Origin of the sequence: Pseudomonas sp. TWRC1-2 (assembly GCF_049896685.1) — a bacterium.
Classification (GTDB): domain Bacteria; phylum Pseudomonadota; class Gammaproteobacteria; order Pseudomonadales; family Pseudomonadaceae; genus Aquipseudomonas.
The window spans coordinates 197,214-217,661 of sequence record NZ_JAFCUU010000003.1; the positions used below are offsets into that span (position 1 = coordinate 197,214).

Annotated in this window: 13 protein-coding genes; 3 read left to right on the plus strand and 10 right to left on the minus strand. The window is 63.2% G+C overall.

All coding sequences use genetic code 11. The annotated features are described in order from the left end of the window. Positions 1 to 16 precede the first annotated feature (16 nt). Both ACP7B3_RS09775 and oadA read left to right on the plus strand, forming a co-directional pair. Positions 17 to 1,432: an acetyl-CoA carboxylase biotin carboxylase subunit gene (locus ACP7B3_RS09775; RefSeq protein ID WP_003213442.1), complete on the plus strand. Its 1,416-nt coding sequence runs from the start codon at positions 17 to 19 to the stop codon at positions 1,430 to 1,432. 11 nt (positions 1,433 to 1,443) lie between these two features. Then, complete coding sequence (oadA, locus tag ACP7B3_RS09780) at positions 1,444 to 3,252, plus strand: sodium-extruding oxaloacetate decarboxylase subunit alpha (protein WP_369302813.1); 1,809 nt, start codon at positions 1,444 to 1,446, stop codon at positions 3,250 to 3,252. Positions 3,253 to 3,331: 79 nt separating this feature from the next. Here oadA and ACP7B3_RS09785 read toward each other — a convergent pair whose 3' ends face one another. The 5 genes from ACP7B3_RS09785 to ACP7B3_RS09805 form a co-directional block, all read right to left on the minus strand. Continuing rightward, on the minus strand, positions 3,332 to 4,645 hold the full coding sequence (locus ACP7B3_RS09785; RefSeq protein WP_426178712.1) for an autotransporter outer membrane beta-barrel domain-containing protein: 1,314 nt from the start codon (positions 4,643 to 4,645) through the stop codon (positions 3,332 to 3,334). Between the two features lie 110 nt (positions 4,646 to 4,755). Further along, the gene (locus ACP7B3_RS09790; RefSeq protein ID WP_426178713.1) at positions 4,756 to 7,725 is read right to left on the minus strand and encodes an autotransporter outer membrane beta-barrel domain-containing protein; all 2,970 of its coding nucleotides are present in this window, start codon (positions 7,723 to 7,725) and stop codon (positions 4,756 to 4,758) included. A gap of 153 nt (positions 7,726 to 7,878) precedes the next feature. After that, positions 7,879 to 8,550: a GNAT family N-acetyltransferase gene (locus tag ACP7B3_RS09795; RefSeq protein ID WP_426178714.1), complete on the minus strand. Its 672-nt coding sequence runs from the start codon at positions 8,548 to 8,550 to the stop codon at positions 7,879 to 7,881. A gap of 10 nt (positions 8,551 to 8,560) precedes the next feature. Continuing rightward, entirely contained in the window at positions 8,561 to 9,007 is a 447-nt protein-coding gene (locus ACP7B3_RS09800; RefSeq protein WP_426178715.1) for a GNAT family N-acetyltransferase, read from the minus strand. Further along, on the minus strand, positions 9,004 to 9,642 hold the full coding sequence (locus ACP7B3_RS09805) for an FMN-binding negative transcriptional regulator (RefSeq protein WP_145158274.1): 639 nt from the start codon (positions 9,640 to 9,642) through the stop codon (positions 9,004 to 9,006). Before ACP7B3_RS09805 ends, ACP7B3_RS09800 begins: the two co-directional genes overlap by 4 nt. Before the next feature lie 87 nt (positions 9,643 to 9,729). Here ACP7B3_RS09805 and ACP7B3_RS09810 point away from each other — a divergent pair, with 87 nt between their 5' ends. Next, entirely contained in the window at positions 9,730 to 11,322 is a 1,593-nt protein-coding gene (locus ACP7B3_RS09810) for a PLP-dependent aminotransferase family protein (RefSeq protein WP_426178716.1), read from the plus strand. Here ACP7B3_RS09810 and ACP7B3_RS09815 read toward each other — a convergent pair. The 5 genes from ACP7B3_RS09815 to ACP7B3_RS09835 all read right to left on the minus strand — a co-directional run bounded on the left by ACP7B3_RS09815 (position 11,278) and on the right by ACP7B3_RS09835 (position 20,441). Further along, positions 11,278 to 15,870, minus strand: coding sequence for a dermonecrotic toxin domain-containing protein (locus ACP7B3_RS09815; RefSeq protein WP_426178717.1), 4,593 nt, complete (start codon positions 15,868 to 15,870; stop codon positions 11,278 to 11,280). The two genes, ACP7B3_RS09810 and ACP7B3_RS09815, sit on opposite strands and share 45 nt — an antisense overlap. Positions 15,871 to 16,165: 295 nt before the next feature. Then, positions 16,166 to 17,257 (minus strand): polyamine ABC transporter substrate-binding protein, encoded by a 1,092-nt coding sequence (locus ACP7B3_RS09820; RefSeq protein ID WP_262206783.1) that lies wholly within the window; start codon positions 17,255 to 17,257, stop codon positions 16,166 to 16,168. Next, positions 17,254 to 18,288: a histone deacetylase family protein gene (locus ACP7B3_RS09825; protein WP_404486018.1), complete on the minus strand. Its 1,035-nt coding sequence runs from the start codon at positions 18,286 to 18,288 to the stop codon at positions 17,254 to 17,256. The genes ACP7B3_RS09820 and ACP7B3_RS09825 overlap by 4 nt, the downstream gene beginning before the upstream one ends. Before the next feature lie 132 nt (positions 18,289 to 18,420). After that, complete coding sequence (locus tag ACP7B3_RS09830) at positions 18,421 to 19,413, minus strand: AraC family transcriptional regulator (RefSeq protein ID WP_426178718.1); 993 nt, start codon at positions 19,411 to 19,413, stop codon at positions 18,421 to 18,423. A gap of 50 nt (positions 19,414 to 19,463) precedes the next feature. Then, positions 19,464 to 20,441, minus strand: a complete 978-nt coding sequence (locus ACP7B3_RS09835; protein WP_242201203.1) for an asparaginase — start codon at positions 20,439 to 20,441, stop codon at positions 19,464 to 19,466. Positions 20,442 to 20,448: the final 7 nt, after the last annotated feature.

Genomic DNA, 20,448 nt, shown 5'->3' on the forward strand with positions numbered 1-20,448 from the left:
TCAAGGGAATTTCCAAGTGATAAAAAAGATCCTGATCGCCAACCGTGGTGAGATTGCCGTACGAATCGTGCGTGCCTGCGCCGAGATGGGCATTCGCTCGGTCGCGGTGTACTCGGACGCCGACCGCCATGCGTTGCACGTCAAACGTGCCGACGAAGCCCACAGCATTGGTGCCGAGCCTCTGGCCGGCTACCTGAACCCGCGCAAGCTGGTGAACCTGGCCGTGGAAACCGGCTGTGATGCGCTGCACCCCGGCTACGGTTTCCTGTCGGAAAACGCCGAACTGGCAGACATCTGCGCCGAACGCGGGATCAAATTCATCGGCCCGTCGGCCGAAGTGATTCGCCGCATGGGCGACAAGACCGAAGCGCGCCGCAGCATGATCAAGGCCGGCGTACCGGTGACGCCCGGCACCGAAGGCAACGTTGCCGACATCGCCGAAGCCCTCACCGAAGGTGACCGCATTGGTTACCCGGTGATGCTCAAGGCCACCTCCGGTGGCGGCGGGCGTGGTATCCGTCGCTGCAACAGCCGCGAAGAACTCGAACAAGCCTTCCCTCGCGTAATTTCCGAAGCCACCAAGGCCTTCGGTTCGGCGGAAGTGTTCCTGGAAAAATGCATCGTCAATCCCAAGCACATCGAAGCGCAGATCCTCGGTGACAGCTTTGGCAACGTGGTGCATCTGTTCGAGCGTGATTGCTCGATCCAGCGCCGCAACCAGAAGCTCATCGAAATCGCTCCAAGCCCGCAGCTGACCCCGGAACAGCGCGCCTACATCGGCGACCTGTCAGTGCGTGCCGCCAAGGCCGTGGGTTACGAGAACGCCGGCACCGTGGAGTTCCTGCTCGCCGAGGGCGAGGTGTACTTCATGGAGATGAACACCCGCGTGCAGGTGGAACACACCATCACCGAGGAAATCACCGGCATCGACATCGTGCGTGAGCAGATCCGCATCGCCTCGGGCCTGCCGCTGTCGGTAAAACAGGAAGACATCCAGCACCGGGGTTTCGCGTTGCAGTTCCGCATCAACGCCGAAGACCCGAAAAACAACTTCCTGCCCAGCTTCGGCAAGATCACCCGTTACTACGCGCCCGGCGGTCCCGGTGTGCGTACCGACACGGCGATCTACACCGGCTACACCATCCCGCCGTTCTACGACTCCATGTGCCTGAAGCTGGTGGTGTGGGCGTTGACCTGGGAAGAAGCCATGGACCGCGGCCTGCGCGCCCTGGACGACATGCGCCTGCAAGGCGTGAAGACCACCGCCGCTTATTACCAGGAAATCCTGCGCAACCCGGAATTCCGCAGCGGGCAGTTCAACACCAGTTTCGTGGAAAGCCACCCTGAGCTGACCAACTACTCGATCAAGCGCAAACCCGAAGAGCTGGCCCTGGCCATCGCCGCCGCCATCGCCGCCCACGCAGGCCTGTGAGGAATATTCCAATGACTAAAAAGATCTTCGTAACCGACACTATCCTGCGCGACGCCCACCAGTCGTTGCTGGCGACCCGCATGCGCACCGACGACATGCTGCCGATCTGCGACAAGCTCGACAAAGTCGGCTACTGGTCGCTGGAAGTCTGGGGCGGCGCGACCTTCGACGCCTGCGTACGTTTCCTCAAAGAAGACCCATGGGAGCGCCTGCGCAAACTGCGCGCCGCATTGCCCAACACCCGCCTGCAAATGCTGTTGCGCGGCCAGAACCTGCTGGGCTACCGCCACTACAGCGACGACGTGGTCAAAGCCTTCGTCGCCAAGGCGGCCGTGAATGGCATCGACGTGTTCCGCATCTTCGACGCCATGAACGACGTGCGTAACCTGCGCGTGGCCATCGAAGCGGTGAAAGCCGCCGGCAAGCATGCCCAAGGCACCATCGCCTACACCACCAGCCCGGTGCACACCATCGACGCGTTTGTGGCCCAGGCCAAGCAAATGGAAGCCATGGGCTGCGACTCGGTCGCCATCAAAGACATGGCCGGCCTGCTGACGCCGTACGCCACGGGCGAGTTGGTCAAGGCGCTCAAAGCCGAGCAGAGCCTGCCGATCTTTATCCACTCTCACGACACGGCGGGTTTGGCCGCGATGTGCCAACTCAAGGCCATCGAAAACGGTGCCGACCACATCGACACCGCCATCTCCAGCTTCGCCTGGGGCACCAGCCACCCAGGTACCGAGTCGATGGTTGCCGCCCTCAAAGGCAGCGAATTCGACACCGGCCTCGACCTGGAGCTGCTGCAGGAAATCGGTCTGTATTTCTACGCCGTGCGTAAGAAATACCACCAGTTCGAAAGCGAATTCACGGCGGTCGACACCCGCGTGCAAGTCAACCAGGTGCCGGGCGGGATGATTTCCAACCTGGCCAACCAGTTGAAAGAGCAGGGCGCGCTCAACCGCATGAGCGAAGTGCTGGCCGAAATCCCGCGTGTGCGTGAAGACCTCGGTTTCCCGCCGCTGGTTACCCCGACCTCGCAGATCGTTGGCACCCAGGCGTTCTTCAACGTGCTGGCCGGCGAGCGCTATAAAACCATCACCAATGAAGTGAAGCTCTACCTGCAAGGCGGCTACGGCAAAGCGCCGGGCACGGTGAATGAAAAACTGCGCCGCCAGGCCATCGGCAGCGAAGAGGTGATCGACCACCGCCCGGCTGACCTGCTCAAACCGGAAATGACCAAGCTGCGCGGCGAAATCGGCACGTTGGCCAAGTCCGAAGAAGACGTGCTGACCTATGCGATGTTCCCGGACATCGGGCGCAAGTTCCTTGAGGAGCGTGACGCCGGCACCTTGAGCCCGGAAGTGCTGTTGCCGATTCCTGAGGCCGGCGGCGTAGCGCGCGCCGGTGGCGAAGGCGTGCCGACCGAGTTCGTGATCGACGTGCACGGTGAAAGCTACCGCGTGGATATCACCGGGGTTGGCGTCAAGGCCGAAGGCAAGCGCCACTTCTACCTGTCCATCGACGGCATGCCCGAAGAAGTGGTGTTCGAACCGCTCAACGAGTTCGTCAGCAGCGGCGGCAGCAAGCGCAAGCACGCGACCGAGCCGGGCCATGTCAGCACGGCAATGCCGGGCAATATCGTCGACGTGCTGGTCAAGGAAGGCGACGTGGTCAAGGCCGGCCAAGCCGTACTGATTACCGAAGCCATGAAGATGGAAACCGAAGTGCAGGCCGCGATTGCCGGCAAAGTTTGCGCCGTTCATGTGGCCAAGGGCGACCGGGTCAACCCTGGCGAAATCCTGATTGAAATCGAAGGCTGAATAACAGCCTTCAAGACGACCGCTTAATCCTCGGGGGGGCAGGTGCCCCCCTTTTTTTTCGCCTGAAATAAAGCGTGGGTCAAAAGCCCATGGCCCATTGGCCCATCAACCCCTGATTGCGGCTATTGCTGCCAACGTCAGCGGTGTAGGTCAGGCCCAACGTGTGTTGGGCCGACAGTGCAAGGTCGAGACCGGCGCGCAGGCCCAGGCTGTTGCGATCCAGGGCGGTGCCTTTGAGGGTGAAGCCGCTGTCGAAATCATCGCGTTTATCCCATGCCGAAGATTGGCGAACCGTGCTGCTGACGTCGCCATAGAGGTGCTGCCAGCGTGTACTCAAGTGGGGCGTGAGGCTCATCTGATTGCCCAGGGCATACAGGCTCGACAGGCGCAGGCCGAAGGTGCTGCCCAGGTTCTGTTGGGTTTGTTCGCCGACGTTCAGGGCTGTCACGCCACCTTTTTCCGTGAAGCTGTCGCGGTGATAGCGCTGCCAACCGAGACCGGCAAAGGGTTCGATGCTGATTGCGGCACCGCCCAGCTGATAACCCAACTCGACGAATGCGTTCTGGCTCTGAGCGCTGTACTTGCCCTTGAGTTGGTTGCGCAAGTTGAGGAAATCGACGTCGACGCTGCGTTTATTTCGCCCGTCGTGGTGGCTGTAAATCGCCCCCAGGCGCAGTGCCAGCGGGCCGTCCTGGCGCAGGGCATAGGCGCCCAGGTGCCAGCTTTCCAGTTCGGCCTTGAAACGTTTGGCGTTCAGGTTGCTGCCTGACTTGGCACCCATTACGCCGACGCGCCAGGCGGGGTTCACCGACCAGTCGGCGCCGACCATCAGGCCTTGTGTGCGCTGTTGTAAACCGGCGCTGCCGCGCTGGTCGTCGAGCTTGCCGCTGTTGCCCAGGCCGTTGAGCCACACCCGAGCGCCTTCGCGTGTCTGGCCGCTCAGCTCGCGGATCGCCGACAGCAGGTTGGCGTTCAGCTGTTTCAGGCTGTCTTGGGTGGCGGTGCCCAGGTTGGCATGCTGGCTGCCCGCCAATTGCTCAAGCACCGCGCCGACGTTGCCTGGCGCCAGGCTGCCCAGGTAACTGCCCAGGTGCTCAAGTGCATCCTGTTCCCGCTTGCCCAGCGCGCCAGACTCCAACAGTTGATCAATGGCGTAATCGAGCATGATCGCCGCCTGTTTACCGTTATGGGTGGTGGCATGCTCGACGAAGTAGAACTCATCGCCAGGCGCGGGATGCGCGCGGTCGTGCACGGCGGGCAGGTCGCCCAGAGGGATCTCGTTAAGCCAGTCGCTGTCGTGCTCCAGATTCCTCTGCGCCTGTGCAAACGGAGCAGCAGTGACCACCAGCATGAGGGTAAGGGCTATAGCGAACTGTTTTTGTGCAAGTGACATGTAAATCCAGCCTCATGGAATAAGAGGCCGGGAATTTAGCGAGATGACGGGGCGATAACTGTCAGGCTACCGACCCCTGATTCGCGGGAGTTGTCTTTAGTGCTGAGCGATTAAAAACTCATCTGCCATTGGCCGACCAACGCGTGATTGCGGCTGTTGCTGCCCATCTCGCCGGTGTAGCCCAGGCCCAGGCTGTGGCGCGCCGACAAGCCGACGTCCAGCCCGGCTTCGAGTAGCAGGCTGTTGCGGTCCAGGGCGCTGCCTTGGACATTGAACGCCGTGCCGCCGGCCAGGAAAGCCTGACGCGTGCTGCTGTCGACATCGCCGTAGGTGTGCTTCCAGCCGGCGCTGACACGGGGCGTGAGGCTGATGCCGTTGTCCAGTTGGCTCAGGTGCGCCAGGCGCAAACCGAATGTGCTGCTGAAATTGTCCTGGGTCTGACCATCGACATGCAGTGCGGCGGCGCCGCCTTTTTCGTTGTAGCTGTCACGCTGGTAGCGCTGGTAGCCGACGTTGGCGAATGGCTCGGCACTCAGGTGGCCGCTGCCCATGGCGTAACCGAGTTCGGCAAAGGCCTGCTGGCTGTTGGCGTCATAGTCGCCTTTGGGGCGGTCGTTGAAACCGTTGAAGGCCACCGTGCGTTTGCTGTCGCCCTGGTGCCCGCTGTAAGCCGCGCCCAGGCGCAAGGCCAGAGGCCCACTCTGGCGCATGGCGTAGACGCCCGCGTGCCAGCTGTCGACGCTGCCGTCCACGCCGGTGGTGTCCAGGTCGGTCTTCGAATAACCGCCCAGCAAACCCACGCGCCAGTCGCTGTCGAGGGCCCAATCGGCCCCCAGCACCGTGCCTTTGGTGCGTTGGGTCAGGCCGTTGCTGCCGTGCTCGCCGTCGAGCTTGCCGTAGCTGCCGATGCCCTGCAGCCACAGGCGACCGCGCGCGTTCGGGTCATTGAGGTTGCGCGCCTCGCTGGGTACGCCGCTGGCGGCGAGCACTGGGGTGTCGCGCTGATCAAGCCCGACCATCAAGCCTGCGCCGCCGCCCAATTGATGCATCGCCGCAAGCATGCTGTTGCCTACTTGGGCGCTGGCGCCGAGGGTGGCGCCCGTGAGGTTGGCAGTGCTGCTGCCGGCCAATTGCTCGATGGCTGCACCTGCCGTGGCGGTGGTGGTGGAGAGCAAGGCGTTATACAGCGGATTGTGGGTGCCCAGGCCTGCCAGGCTGTTGGCCGCGCTGGCGCCGTTGCCGGTACTGGCGAACTGATTGAAGGCAATGTCGTTACGGGTGTACGTCAGGCCGACTTGAGTCGGGCTGTAATCCAGGCTCGGCGTGAGGAATGCATAGTCGCTGGTGACGGTACCGAATTGACCCGTGATGCTGCCGGCTTGCAGCACCGTGTAATGGCTCTGCCATGGATACGTGCCGCTGGCAGGGTTGATTACCAGCGCCGCGCCATTGAGGTTGGCCGTGCCGCCGACCTTGAGCGGCGCGCTGCTGCCATCGGCATTCACGCCATAGGCCAGGGTCGCACCACTGCCCATGGTCAAGTCGCGGGCGATGGTGGCGGTGCCCAGCGCCGTACTGGTTTGCAGCGTGCCGTTGACCACCAGGCTGCCCACCGAGCCACCCCCGGCGTAAATACCGCCGGCATCGACTGTCACGTTACCGGCAATGCCACCCTGGTTGATCAGTTTGGCACCGCTGTAAATCTCGCCCCCTTCGCTGAAATCGCCGCTGCCGGTGAGGGTCCAGGTGCCTTGTTTCACGGCCAGCCATTCGACGTTGCGGCTGTCACCGAAACTGCCGCCTGCAGCGTCATCCAGGCTCAGTCGGTCGTAGCCGGCGCCGCCATCCACCAGGCCGACAAAGCGGCTGCCATTGAGCAACACCAGCGTGTCATCGCCGCCGCCCAGATCCAGAGCCACGCCATTGCTGCCGCTGATGGTGCCGCCGTTGATCACGGTGTCGGCAAAGTTGCCGACAAACTTCACGCCAAAGCCATTCAGACCCTCAATGACGCCGTGGTTTTCCAGGGTGGTCGCGGCAACGCCCGGGCCGTCGCTACCGTCGTCCACCAGGATCGCGTTGTTGGCGCCGCTGACCCGCGCACCCTTGGCGTTGTACACATAGCCGCCGCCCAGGGCGATGCCTTCGCTGCCGTTGGCAAAACCATTTTTGTCGACACCGCCGGCACCGATGCCCTGGATGATGCCGTAGTTTTCGATATGCGCGATTTTGTCGATGTCCACGCCATCGCCGTCGCCATCCGGCTGCAACCCGGAGAACGCGCCGGTGATGGTGCCGTGGTTGATCACCGTGCCGTCGCCGTCGGAGCCAAAGCCCGAGCCGTTGCGGCCAATCACCGTGCCGTAGTTGGTCAGCGACGCACCCAGGTCGGTGGTGATGCCATGGCGACCGCCGGAAATCAGGCCGTAGTTGGTCACCGTCACACCGGTGGCGGAGTCGATATCGACGCCGTCGAATTTGTCATCGCGCGAGAACGTGTCGCCGGTCGAGATCTCGCCATAGTTGGTAATGTTCGCGTTGGCGCCGGTCTTCATGCCGTCACTGGCATCGCCACGAATCAACCCACCGGCGCGGTTGATGATCGTGGTCGTCACGTTGGCGCTGCGGATCGCATCCAGGTCCAGCCCTTGACCGGTGGCCGAGCGAATGGTGCCGCTGTTGTCGATCAACAAACTGCCGCTGGCGAAGTTGCTGTTGATGCGCAGCGCGTCATTGGCGCCCTGGATCACACCGCCCGCGAGGTTGTAGACGCTGTAGTTGCGCGCCCCGGTGAGCGTGCCCGAACTGTCGATAGCGCGCCCGCCGCTGGAGACCAACTTGCCCGCGTTGGTGATCACCACGCCCGCACCGCTGGTGCCGTCCTTGAGCGTGACGGCCACGCCGGAGGTGGTAAGGCTGCCCGCCGCCGTGGTGGTCAACGAATCACTGCCGGTCAGGGTTTGCCCCGTGGTGGTGGGCGTGTCGATCTGCACGGTTTTGGTCGGCGCAGGCGCCGCTTCAGCAAGGCCGCTGGCCAATAACGTGATGGCGAGTGCGAGGCGGTGGGGCGACGGGGGCATGGCGGACGACCTTGTTATGGAAACGAGTCGACCTGTATAGCGAAGGGTGGTTGCAGGAATGTGTCGGGGAGATGACAGCGGCGGGCCCGCTGCAGATCAACTGTGGGAGCGAGCAAGCTCGCTCCCACAGTGGTTTTGTGTTGTGGCTGAGAATCAGGCCCGGCACTCGGCCAGTGTTTTCAGTTGGCCAGAACCATGCTGGTTCGCCTCGGACAGCCACGCTTCAAACCCCGCTCCAAGGGTTGGCCATTCCGAATCCAGGATCGAATACCACGCCGTATCGCGGTTCTGTCCCTTGACCACCATGTGCTGGCGGAACACGCCTTCAAAGCTGAAGCCCAAGCGCTGCGCCGCGTATTTGGAACGGGCATTGGCGTTGTTGCACTTCCATTCCAGGCGACGGTAGCCCTGCTCGAAAGCGTGTTTGGCCAGCAGGTACACCGCCTCGGTGCTTTTGGGCGAGCGTTGCATCGACGCGCCGAAGGTCACGTGGCCGATTTCGATGCGGCCCTGGGCCGGGACGATGGACATCAGGCTGAGGATGCCTTGCACCTCGCCGCTCTGGCGGTCGATCACGCTGAAGAAATACGGGTCGCTGTGCTGGGCATGGTTGGTGAGCCAGGCATCAAACGCGGCGCGCTCGGGGAAGGGGCCGTAAGGCAAGTAGTCCCAGAGCTTCGGATCGGCGCCCGGGCCTTCAAGGGCCCGGAACAGGCCATCGCCATGGCGCGCGGGGTCGAGTTTTTCCAGGCGGATGAAACGCCCTTCGAGCACTTGAACGGTGGGCGCGGGAACGCCTTTCCAGTCGGCGGGTGAGATAGGCATGCGGGGCTCCTTAAAGACCTTTGCGAAATTGGATAAAGCCAGGACGTTCGGCAATGCGTTCGTAGAGTTGAATCGCGGTGGCGTTGGTCTCGTGGGTCAACCAGTGGACCTTGCAGCAACCGTCAGCCTTGGCGGTGGCGTAGACAAACTCGATCAGCTTGCGACCCACGCCGCTGCCGCGTTGGGCCGGCTCCACCAGCAGGTCCTGCAGGTAGCAGGAGTTTTCGATGTTCCAGTTGGAGCGGTGGTAGATGAAGTTGACCATGCCCACCGCCTTGCCGTCCTGCCAGGCCAGGGCGGAATGGGTCGGCTCACTGGCATCGATCAGGCGCTGCCAGGTGCTTTGGCTGACGGCGTCGGGCAATTGGGTTTCGTAGAACCTCAAGTACGCCTGCCACAGTGGCAGCCAGGCGGCATGGTCGGCTGCGGTGACGGGGCGGATATCGATCTGGCTCATTCTGTGCCTCCTTGAGGGATAAAGCGCGCGAGCGTCTGATCGCGCACGTCAATGCTGGCGGCCAAGCCCTCGCGTACGCCGTTGATATCGGCCTGGCTGCGGTTCTGGCTGAGTTTGCGTTTGCCGATCAGGCGCTCGATGGGCAGGGCGAAGCCGACGATGGCCTTGAGCATGCCGTCAATGTAGTCGGCGGGGGCATCGCTGACGCTCCAGGGCTGGGCGCGGTTGCCTTCGTGGCGGTCGGTCAGCGCCGTGACCACCGCCAGCAAGCGCTCGGCATCGGCAAATACCTCGGCCTTGCCGTACGCATGCACGGCGATGTAATTCCAGGTGGGCACCACTTTGCCGTGCTCGGCCTTGGCCGGGTAAAACGCCGGGCTGATGTAGGCGTCGGCGCCGGCAAAGATCACCAGGGCTTCGCTGCCATTTTGCAGGTCGCGCCATTGGGGGTTGGCCTTGGCCATGTGCCCGTAAAGCGTACCGTTCGGGCCTTGATCGGGGTTGAGCAGCAGCGGCAGGTGACTGGCTTGCAGGCCCTGCTCGCCAAAAGTCACCAACTGCGCCAGGCGAGTGTGCTGGATCAGTTGCTGCAGTTCGGGCAAATCGTCGAGGGCAAAGGCGCGGGGTGTGTACATGGAAATAATCCTTGGCGAATGCCTGCATCCTAGGCAGGCTATTGGTCTGTTGTAAGAGCCAACTGGCGCCAATTTCATAGGTCCAATATGTCGTGCATCACGCCGCCGCTGTCATTCAACCCCGCTGGGATTGAGCTGGATCGCCGCCTGGGTTTAACGCGCCAGCTGTATGACGCCCTGCGCCAGCGCGTGTTGGACGGGCGGCTGGTCAGCGGCACGCGGTTGCCCGCCACCCGTGACCTGGCGGCGGCGTTGTCGATTTCTCGCAACAGTGTGGTACGTGCCTATGACCAGCTGTATGCAGAGGGATTTATCGAGAGCCGCGTTGGCGACGGCACCTACGTTGCCCAGTTGCCCACGCCGAAAAAACTATCCACAAAAGTATCCACAGGGTTTTCAACAGGCTTATCCCCAGCCTTATCCACAAAATGCCCGGATTTGCCGGAAGATCTGGACCATGAAGTTATCCACAGCACGAGCCTGGCGCGGGTAAAAACCAACCATCTGTCCCAGCCTCCGTCGGGGCCGCCACGGGCATTTCGCGTGGGTGTGCCTGCCTTTGATCTGTTTCCGTTTGAGGTCTGGGCCAAGCTGAATGGGGCTTTTTGGCGCAAACCGGACCTTGAGCAGCTGTGCTACGGCGACCCGGCGGGTGACGCGCGCCTGCGCGGTCTGATTGCCGCTTATTTGCGCAGCTCCAGGGGCATGCAATGTGCGGCTGAGCAAATTGTGATCACCTGCGGCGCGCAACAGGCAATCAGCCTTTGTGCACAGTTGCTGGTAGAGCCGGGCGATGGCGTGGCGGTAGAAAATCCGGGCTACCGCGCCGCCGGTCACGCGTTTGCCCTGGCCGGTGGGCGCCTGCACGGCGTACCCGTGGACGGCGAGGGCATTGACTGCCAAGTGCTCAATACCCTGAGCGATTGTCGCGTGGCGTATGTCACCCCCTCCCACCAGTACCCGTTGGGCGTGGTCATGAGCCTGGCCCGCCGCCTTGAACTGCTGGCCTGGGCCGAGCGCACGGGCGGTTGGATCATTGAGGATGACTACGACGGCGAGTACCGTTACAGCGGCGCACCTTTGTCGCCCTTGGCCGCGCTGGATCGCAAGGGGCGGGTGCTGTACGTGGGCACATTCGGCAAAGTGGCGTTTCCCGCGTTGCGTCTGGGTTACCTGGTGTTGCCGCCGGCCCTGGTGGATGCGTTTGCGCGGCGCCGTGCGGTCGACATGCGCCACTCGGAGGTCAGTACCCAGGCGGTGATGGCGGAGTTCATGGCGGCGGGGCACTTTCAGCGGCATATCCGGCGTATGCGACGCGCTGCGCTGAGCCGGCGTGACGCGCTGTTGAGCGGCTGGCCCGATGAGCTGCCGGGCGTGAGCAGCCTGCCCACTGTCGCGGCAGGCTTGCACCTCACGGTGCGAGTGGACAGCCTCGCCCGCGAACAGCAATTGGTAGCGCAGGCCCACGCCGTGGGGGTCGAGGTCAATGGCTTGAGCGCCTATTGGCTGCCGGACTCCAGCACACCTCCCGACCAGCGCGCCGGGCTGGTCTTGGGGTTTGCCGCCGTGCCGCCGGCGAGCATCGCGCAGGCGCTTGGACGGTTGTACCGCGCCTGGGGTTGTCAGCCACCACCTTCAGCGCCGGGGCACCGGCAAGGCGGCAGTCTTGAAGAACAGTGATCGCGCCAGCAACGGCCCGATCTCACTGCGGTACACCGCGATATTGTCGCGGTCATCGGCCTTGGCCGGCGCTTCATACTTGCCGCCCAGACGCCGCTGCGATTGGGTCTTGAGGTGCGCGGCGGTGTAGGCCTCCTCGGGACTGACCAGGTCCTTGTAGTGAAAGTGGGCGTACCACAGCGCATTCGAGTGTTTGGCGTCGAGGATTTCGTACTCTTTCAAATAGCCCTTGTGGCGGCCGGAAAGCTTGCTGCGTGGGCCTGGCAGCGGTTTGATGATGATCTCGTTTTCACGGTACAGCAGTTCGACATGCGCGGCCGTCGGTGGGCGCTGCTTGAGCATGTCGAGCCGGGTGCGCAGGCCCTCGGCGTAGAGGCGTTTGATCGCGGCATCGAGGCTGCGGTTGATCAAGGCGGCCGACGGTGAGCCGCTTTCGGTCATATTGCTGACGGTCAATGCCTCCTCAATGTCCGCGCCAGCCTGGGCCAACTGCGCGGCGCGGCGGTGGAAACGCTCTTCAATCTCCACGGGCAGGCGTCTTGCCTCGCCGGCCAGGCGCTGGGTGCGCGTGATGAACTGTTCGACGTCGTCGAGCAGCACCTGAGCACTGGCGATACCGGCGGCCACGCTTCGCGACTGCGCCCGCGCAGTGGGCCGCGCGCCCGTACGCTCACGCTCAACCCATACCCCGTCCTTTTTATGAAACAGGGCAATCACCTTGCCGGTCAGTGCTTGCTTGACCTCCACCAATGGGGTCGGTTCTCCCCGTTGTGGCGGGCGTTCTTCGCCGACCACGATGCCCTGGAAGCGGGTCTTGATCACCTTTTTCTGCGGTCTGGGCACAGGCGTCGAGGGACCGGCAATCGCCGACTCCAAGGCCTTGCGCTCGCGCAGCAGCGTGGTCATTTGCTTGACCGCCCGTTGGGCGAACTCTTCGGTGAGCTGCTGCAAGGTCTCCAGGGCCGGGCGATGCACGTCCAGTGGAAAATCGGCCGGCAAATCGGCCAGGCTTTGATCCAGGCCAGTGAACTGGTCTACCAGGCTGTCGAGGACCTCGATCTGTTCATCCAGCGTGGCCAGATTGTCTGGCTGCAAGGCTTCGCACAGGCTCTGTACCGCCAGTTCCGCCCGGTCGACCATCTGGGCGATCACCGAACGGGCAGTGTCTTTGCTGGCCGAGGCGGCTTCATTCACGCAGAGGAAGCGTGACAGGGTGATCCGGAACGCCTTGAGGTCATCCAGCGTTATCTTGGGCAGCACCTGTTCGTGGCGCAGCACCAGTTCCACGCCTTTGACCCCCAGGGCGCGGGCCTCCTTGAACCGTGATTGCAGGTAACTGATGCGCTCGACCATGGCCTGGGTCGACGCGTCGACGGCACGGCAGTCTTCCAGGGCCATCGGGGTGTCTGGCAAGTCCTCGTTGTCCAGGTATTCAGACACGGTGTGCAGCCCGTCTCGAAAGCGGATCATCTGTTCGGCGGTGGCACTTCGCGCCAGGATCATCTGGTCATGCAGGTAGCCCAGCATGGCTTCCTGATACGTCGGCACGGTATCGAGAATGTTCAGCGATTTGAGCTGGGCAATCGGTACGTCCAATTCTTCAAGGCGCCTGCTGACGTGCGTCAGGTAGGTGGTGCGGGCCTCTGCGCGATCGGCCGGTGGCGCGTGATCGATGGCCTGCTGCAAACCCATCATGTCCTGGCGCCGTTGTTCGACCTGTGTGTCGAAGGCTGCCAGTTGCTCACGCAGTTCGCGGATTTTCGGCGGCCTCAGGCGCTGGCCTTTCTGTCGCCGGCTGCGCATTCCGCCGCCGCGCAGGCGCAACCGGGTGTCGACAAACCATTGGCCGAGACGGTTGCCAATCAAGGCCGGGCCTTCGCGTTTCGGGTCCTTGGGGTCGATGATCAGCACGGTGTCGTTTTCATCGAGCGTCACTTCGAACCAGCGCTGCGCCACCGGGACGTACCACGCCTGGCCCTTGGGGTAGAGGTGCAGATGAGGGCCGGGCTGGGTGATTATGTCGCCCAGCCCTGCAGGTTTGGCCAGGCTGAAACTGTCCAGTGTCGCGTCCAGGCTGTTGCGGTTACGCGTGAGGGCGCCGCGGGTGTGGAGGTTGATGTCATGGTCAGTCGGCAGGTGCGCGGTGTCGAGCGTGGGGTGCTGGATGATCGACGGTTTGGCCGGTAACGACGCTGCCGGCGGCGGGCGTTTTTCAGGCGCACGCACCGGCGCGCGCTGCAGGCTGATGTGCAGCGCCAGGGCCATGCCCAGGGTCAGAAAAAAGTCCACGGCAGCACTCACGCCCGCCGTTTGATCGCCGCTTTCTCGGGCCTCGATAACCTGCTGCAGGTCATCCATGAGTTGCCAGATCCAGGCTGCGGCGCCCGCTGTGCGGCCCATGAACGGCAGCGCCGCATTCAGAACAATCCAGCCTGCATGCTTGAAGCTTTCCCAGCGAGCCTCGGCATTGGACACCGATTGACGGTCGGCCAGTGTCACCAGGGCGCGGGCGTTGGCGTTGTACAGCACCGCGAGGCAGTCCGCGCCCAGCGCCTGGGTGCCGAACTCAATCGGGCCGCTCATCACCATCGAACTCATCGGCTCGCTGAGCAGCGTCGGCAGGACCCAGGGTGAAAGCACGCTGCCGGGGAAGACAAACTGGGCGTAATCCTGGCGCACAGCGTCGGGCAACCAGGCCAGTACCGACTGGCGTAACGGCGTGTCCTGCTTGATGGCGTAAAGCAGGTTGGCCTGTGAGGGAAACTGCACCAAGGGTTCGTTGGACAATGGTCGATACAACAGGCAAGGGCCACTCGCAGGGTCCTGTGGCCCAATGAGAAACATGTTATCGACGCTGTCGGTGGCGCCGCTCACGCGCCACCGGGGGCGCAGTGTCAGCGGCCGGATTACCACGGTGACGCCATCCACTCGGCGGTGTTGCGCGCTGCTGGCCATGACCGCGTGCACGTAGCGATAACCCTGTTCGTCAACGTCGAACAGACCTCGAATCTTGTACTGCAGCGCCAGCAAGGGCAGTTGCAGGCTCAGTTGTCCGGCGTACAACTGTTGGCGCCGCAAGGCTTGCTCGGGATTGGCCAGCAGCAGTGTGTTGACCCGCTCGGGGTAGTGCTTGCCGATGTCTGCCTGGGTGACCAGTTGCTCCAGGTAGTCTGCGGTCATCCACGCGGGTGTCGGGCTGCCGTCCTGGTAACTCACAGTCTTGTTGCCCAGCGGCAGCGCGACGAGGTTTTGCAAGGCCAGCTCGACCAGGCTCAAGGTCAGGGTTTGCGTCTGGCCAGGCAGCGCGACGGTCCCCCACACGACTTGGCTGGTGATCGTTATTGTCACGCGGTCCAGATCCAGTGATGAGGCCTGCGGATGGTCCTTGATGAGCGCCGTGCGCAAGGCCGTACGGGTGAAGTCGGTGAGGGTTGGCAGTTCGTCCATGAAGGTCTTGCCGTTGCTTTGAAGGCTCAGCGCGGCCAGGTCCATCATGTAGCGCCCGTAGGCCGACTGATCGGTTTCCGAGGCCTGCAGCAGCCAGGCCGGCAATGCCCGTCGCGTGGTGCCAATACGCGACTGATCGAGAAGCGCCAGCTCGGCCCCTTGCATGCCGATAGCGCGGGCGGGCAACAGCGATTTGGGGGCCGCATCGGCCAGGTCGAGATCGCCCATGGCTTCGATTTGCAAGCCGATCAGGCTGCAGGCCTGGTGTTCGAAAAAGTTGCCGTCCGGTTCCAGCAAGCGCCAGTTCAGGGTTTTGCCGGGCAGGTCGGCGATATAGGGCAGCAGTGCCTGGCCGAAGGCCTCCAGGCTGGCAAATTTTGCATAGCCGGTATCGATCGAGTAGCTGAGGATGATGGTCTGTTCACCGTGATGCGCGATCAGCACGGCCATGGCCGTAACGCTGATGTGCTGGGCGCCGCTGGCGTCCTGCGCATCGATGTCCACCAGGTAGGCGCGTGTCGCGTACGGGTCGTGGGGCTGGCGCTTGACGAACTCGGGACAGTGGAACACCGCCCGCGCCACGGCGCAGTCGTCGGCGTTCCAGCCATGAACCTCCTGCACGTTCCACACATCGCGCAGCGACTGGGCAAATAGCTGCCAGCGTGGGCCGGTGGTGCCTGCGCTCTGGTTCCAGAAATCTATCTGTTGCTCCTGGAAGGCCACGAACAGCAGCGGCGCCAGCTCATTGATCAGTCGGCCTATCGCGTCGATCCTGACGGGCAGGTGCACGTCAGGGCCATTGCCTGAGGGGTACGCCAAGTAGTGTTCGCGATCAAGGTAAGTCACGGGCATGCGGGAGATTGCACTGCGTGTCAGGGCGCCGGTGAGGGTGTCCGTTGCAGGCTTGGCGGGGATGATGTCGCCGCCCAGTTCAAGCCATTGCGGGGCGTTGACGATGGCCAGGTCCGGGTTGATATCGAGCTCCGGATACAGCTCGCGCAGCGCCGCACGCAAGGTGGTGCAAGCCACTTCACGCAGGGACGGGCCGGTGGCCAGCTGCGCTAGTAATCCGCTGTTTTCGGTTGGAACGAGGTCTTTCATGGGCACTCCTTGGCCTTGAGAAATACGCGAGGTCGCCCGTGGGCCTCAGCGCGCAGACCCTGGCTGTAGCGGTTCCTGGCTGATCTTGCGGCGACAATCGCGCTCACGTTAGGCGCGATGAGGAGGGGGCGGGCATTACTTAGTTAGCGGCGGCGGTGAGTGTGCGTTGCCTGTGGCCGACGGGCCCAGCGACCAGGGAGGTTGCAGCGCTGCTCGGGTGGCAGGTTCTTTTGTGAGCCGCTGGGTGGCGGACAGTCAGTCTCAGGGTCACTGACTGTCCGTTGGCGGTGGGGTGTCAGGTGCCCGACTTGATTTTGGTCCAGGCCCGCGTGCGAGCGCGCTCGGCATCGCGCCCCAGTGGTTTCAAGGTGTAGAGCGTGGCCATGGCCGCCTCGGTCGGGTACAGGTTGGGGTTGTTGCGAATCGACGCATCCACCTGCTCGGTCGCGTCTTTGTTGGGGTTGGGGTAGCCGACAAAATCGCTGATCGGCGCGATCACCTGCGGTTGCAGCAGGTAGTTGATAAAGGTGTAGGCGTCCTGCGGGTTCTTGGCGCCTTTGGGGATGGCGAGCATGTCGAACCAGATCGGCGCACCTTCCTTGGGCAGGCGCATGTCCACGGTCACGCCGTTCTTCGCCTCTTTGGCGCGGTTGGCGGCCTGGGAGAAGCTGCCGGAATAGCCGACGGCCACACAGATGTCACCGTTGGCGATATCGGCCATGTATTTGGAGGAGTGAAAGTACGTGATGTAGGGGCGGATTTTCATCAGCAGCGCTTCGGCTTTTTCATAGTCCTTGGGGTTGCTGCTGTTGGGGTCAAGGCCCAGGTGTTGCAGGGCCAGCGGCAGAATCTCCGAAGGCGAGTCCAGCAGCGCGACGCCGCACTGCTTGAGCTTGCTGATGTTTTCTTCCTTGAAGATCAGGTCCCAGCTGTCCACCGGTGCGTTGTCGCCCAGCGCGGCCTTGACCTTGGCCGGGTTGAAGCCGATGAGGATGGTGCCGTACATATAGGGCACGGCGAATTTATTGCCCGGGTCGTTGGCTTCGATGAGCTTCATCAGCTTGGGATCGAGGTGGTTCCAGTTCGGCAGCTGGCTGCGGTCCAGCGGCTGGAACACGCCGGCTTCGATCTGTTTGGCCAGGAATACGTTGGACGGCACCACCACGTCATAGCCGGAGTTGCCGGTCAGCAGCTTGGCTTCCAGCGCCTCGTTGGTGTCGAAAATGTCGTACACCAGCTTGATGTCGGAGTGCTGTGCCTTGAAGTCATCCAGCGCTTTGGGCGTGATGTAGTCGAACCAGTTGTAGACCCGCAGGGTTTTCTCTTCGGCATGCGCCGCGCCACTGATAACGGCGGCGCAGAGCACGAGTGACTTGAGCATGTTCATTGGGCTGCCCCTTCAAAACCTTCGAGAACGTTGACGGCGTTGATGCCGATTTCTTCCACCGCATAGCCGCCTTCCATCACGAACAGCGTGGGCTTGCCCAGCCGGGCGATACGCGCGCCCATGGCCAGGTAATCCGGGCTGTCGAGCTTGAACTGCGAGATCGGGTCGTCCTTGAAGGTGTCCACACCCAGGGACACGACGATGATGTCGGCGCCGTAGCGCGTAATTTCCTGGCAGGCCTGCTCCAGCGCGGCGCTCCAGGTGTCCCAGCCGGAGCCGGCGGGCAGCGGATAGTTGAAGTTGAAACCTTCACCCGCACCGTCGCCCAGCTCATCGGCATAACCCAGAAAAAACGGAAATTCCGCTTCCGGGTGGCCGTGGATCGAGGTGAACAGCACATCGCTGCGCTCATAGAAAATCGACTGGGTGCCGTTGCCGTGGTGGTAATCCACATCGAGAATCGCGACTTTTTTGTGGCCCTGATCGAGAAAGGCCTGGGCGGCGATGGCGGCGTTATTGAGGTAGCAATAACCGCCCATCAAGTCGCTGGCGGCGTGATGCCCCGGCGGGCGGCACAGGGCGAAGGCGCTGTGGGCGCCCTGTTGGATGGCGGCCTGGGCGGTGAGGGCGACTTGCGCCGCGCTGTAGGCCGCTTGCCAGGTGCCGGCGGTAATCGGCGCGCCGCCGTCGAAGCTGTAGTAACCGAGCTGCCCGTGCAGGCTGGTGGGCAACACGCGGCGCAAGGTGCGGGCGGGCCAGGTGTAGGGCAGCAGGTCGCCGTCCTGGCCAAATTCGGTCCAGCGCTCCCAGGCACCTTTGAAGAAATCCAGGTAGTCACGGCTGTGAATGCGTTGCAGCGGTGCCAGGCCAAAGTCCTGTGGCGCGTTGACCGGCCCCAGTTCACGGTCCTTGACCCGTTGCAGCACGTGGTCGGCACGCGAGGGCATCTCAAAGCACGGCATCAATTGCCCGTCCATCAGTTCGCATCGGCCGTGGTGCAGGTGGTGATCGTCCGAGTAGATCGTCAGCATTTGTTGTTCTCCGCAGGCTGTATCGGTGGATGCAGTCTTGCGGCGGACGCGGTTTATGAGAATGGCAGGAGCGGCCAAAAGGGGATGAATATGGCCAAATTGTCTGTCCGAAATTCGCCCTTCAATGGGGCGTTATGGTCGAAATTGGCTCGGCGCCACGCCACTCCAGCGGACAAACGCATGCCTGAAACTCGCGGTTTCGCTGAAGCCCAACGCCTCGGCAATCCGATAGATCGGCCATTGGTCTTCGGCCAGCAATTGCTTGGCGCGCTCAAAGCGCAGCTCGTCGAGCAGTTCCTGATAGCTGCAGCCCAAGTCGTGCAGATGCCGACGCAGGGTGCGCGCCGAACAGTTCATCTGCTCGGCCAGGCCTTCCAGGCCAGGTGCTGCGTTGAGTTGGGCGGTGAGCAACTGGCGAATCCTGCCCAGCCAGGCCTGGCGCCCGGTGAACTCCAGGTTCTGTTTGCGGCAGCGCTCGGCCATGGCCTGGTGGGTAATTGCGTCAGCCAGCGGCAGCGGCCGGTCGAGCCAGTGCTTGTCGAAGGCAAAGGCGTTGGCGGTGGCCTGAAACTGCAACGGGCAAGGGAAGCGCTCGGCGTAACGCGTGCGGTAGTCCGGGGCGTCATGTTCAAAGCGCGCGGCGAGCAGCGGCAGGGGCTGGCCGAGCAGGTCGTCGCAGATCACCTTGAGCGAGGCCAGGCACAGTTCGACGTTGAACATTTCCAGCGCAGGGTTTTCGCGGTAGTCGCTGGCGGTGAACCAGATGCGATCGCCGTCCTCTTCAAGGCTCAGCTCGAAAAGTGTTCCCAACAGCGCCGGATAACGCAGGGCCAGGCGCAGAGCGTCACCGAAGGTGGCACTGGTGAGCAGGGCGTAACCGAGCATGCCGTAGGCCGAAACATGCATTTGGCGCCCCAGCTCCAGGCCGACATCCTGGCGCAGGGCCACGGCGTTGGCACACACGCGCATCTCCTGATTGGTGGTGATGCGCGTGTCGGAGCGGCTCAGGTCCGCCGCGCAGATACCACTGCCGGCCAGCAGCGCCTCAAACGGCAAACCTTCGGCCTTGAAAGTGTTGAGCACCAAAGAGACGGCATTGAGGGTGGTGAGGTGGGAGTGCAGCATGGGAACTTCCAGCCAGGGGATGGCTGGAAGGGGAGCAAGTTACATGCCGGTCAGCTCAGTTCGCCGCACAGGTCCAGTTCTACCAGGCGGCGGACCTCGCTGATTTCGAGGCCGGCGCCGAGCAAGGCGTTGAGCTTGCCGAACACCGCTTCGCGGGTCATGCCGCCACCGGAAAGCACGCCCACGCCGCGCAGACGGCTGCCAGCTTCGTACACGTCCAGTTCCACGCCGCCCTCATGGCATTGGGTGATTGCGACGACGACCACACCCAGGTCCTGCGCACGCTTGAGGCTCGCGAGGAAGGCCGGGTTGTCACTCGGCCCGGTGCCGCTGCCGAAGCATTCGAGCACCAGCGCCTGAATGCCGCTGTCGATCAGCGCATCCAGTTGGCCGGCGGCGATACCCGGCACCAGCGGCAGCACGCCGACGTTGGCCAACGCTTTGGGCTGACGGTAATGCAGGGCGGCCGGGATCATTTCGGCCTGGGCGACACCCCCGTTGCGTTGCAGGGCAGCAAACGGGTGACGGCCGAAACTACGGATTTTCGCGCAACGGGTCGGCGCCATCAGCGCGCCATGGAAATACAGCTGAACGCCCGGCGACAGGCCTTCGCCCAACGCGTGCAGGGCGCCACTGACGTTTTCCCAGGCGTCGCTGTCGGGCACGCCGGCGGGCAGCATGGAACCGGTGAACACCACCGGCGCCGGCAGGCCGAGCAACTGGAAGCTCATGGCCGCCGCGCTGTAAGCCAGGGTGTCGGTGCCGTGCAGGATCAGTACTGCGTCGCAGCCCTCGTCCACGGCTTCAATCACCGCGACGCGCAGGCGCTGCCAGTAGGCCGGGGTCATGTTGGCGCTGTCGATCAGGGGCGCCATTTCCCGGAAGCGCCAGGCAGGCAGTGGCAGGGTGGCAAGCTGTTCGCGCATGCGCGCTTCAAAACCGGATGCCGGGGCCAGGCCGTTGGCGCTGGCTTGCATGCCGATGGTGCCGCCGGTGTAGAGCACCATGATGGTGTTAGCTGTGGTCATCGAGACT

Coding starts and splice junctions, on each gene's coding strand:
- ACP7B3_RS09805 (WP_145158274.1), bottom strand. CDS start 9,642: ATGTACACACCCCGCGCCTTTGCCCTCGACGATTTGCCCGAACTGCAG.
- ACP7B3_RS09825 (WP_404486018.1), bottom strand. CDS start 18,288: ATGCTGACGATCTACTCGGACGATCACCACCTGCACCACGGCCGATGC.
- ACP7B3_RS09815 (WP_426178717.1), bottom strand. CDS start 15,870: ATGAAAGACCTCGTTCCAACCGAAAACAGCGGATTACTAGCGCAGCTG.
- ACP7B3_RS09830 (WP_426178718.1), bottom strand. CDS start 19,413: ATGCTGCACTCCCACCTCACCACCCTCAATGCCGTCTCTTTGGTGCTC.
- ACP7B3_RS09835 (WP_242201203.1), bottom strand. CDS start 20,441: ATGACCACAGCTAACACCATCATGGTGCTCTACACCGGCGGCACCATC.
- ACP7B3_RS09785 (WP_426178712.1), bottom strand. CDS start 4,645: ATGTCACTTGCACAAAAACAGTTCGCTATAGCCCTTACCCTCATGCTG.
- ACP7B3_RS09820 (WP_262206783.1), bottom strand. CDS start 17,257: ATGAACATGCTCAAGTCACTCGTGCTCTGCGCCGCCGTTATCAGTGGC.
- ACP7B3_RS09795 (WP_426178714.1), bottom strand. CDS start 8,550: ATGCCTATCTCACCCGCCGACTGGAAAGGCGTTCCCGCGCCCACCGTT.
- ACP7B3_RS09790 (WP_426178713.1), bottom strand. CDS start 7,725: ATGCCCCCGTCGCCCCACCGCCTCGCACTCGCCATCACGTTATTGGCC.
- ACP7B3_RS09800 (WP_426178715.1), bottom strand. CDS start 9,007: ATGAGCCAGATCGATATCCGCCCCGTCACCGCAGCCGACCATGCCGCC.
- oadA (WP_369302813.1), top strand. CDS start 1,444: ATGACTAAAAAGATCTTCGTAACCGACACTATCCTGCGCGACGCCCAC.
- ACP7B3_RS09810 (WP_426178716.1), top strand. CDS start 9,730: ATGTCGTGCATCACGCCGCCGCTGTCATTCAACCCCGCTGGGATTGAG.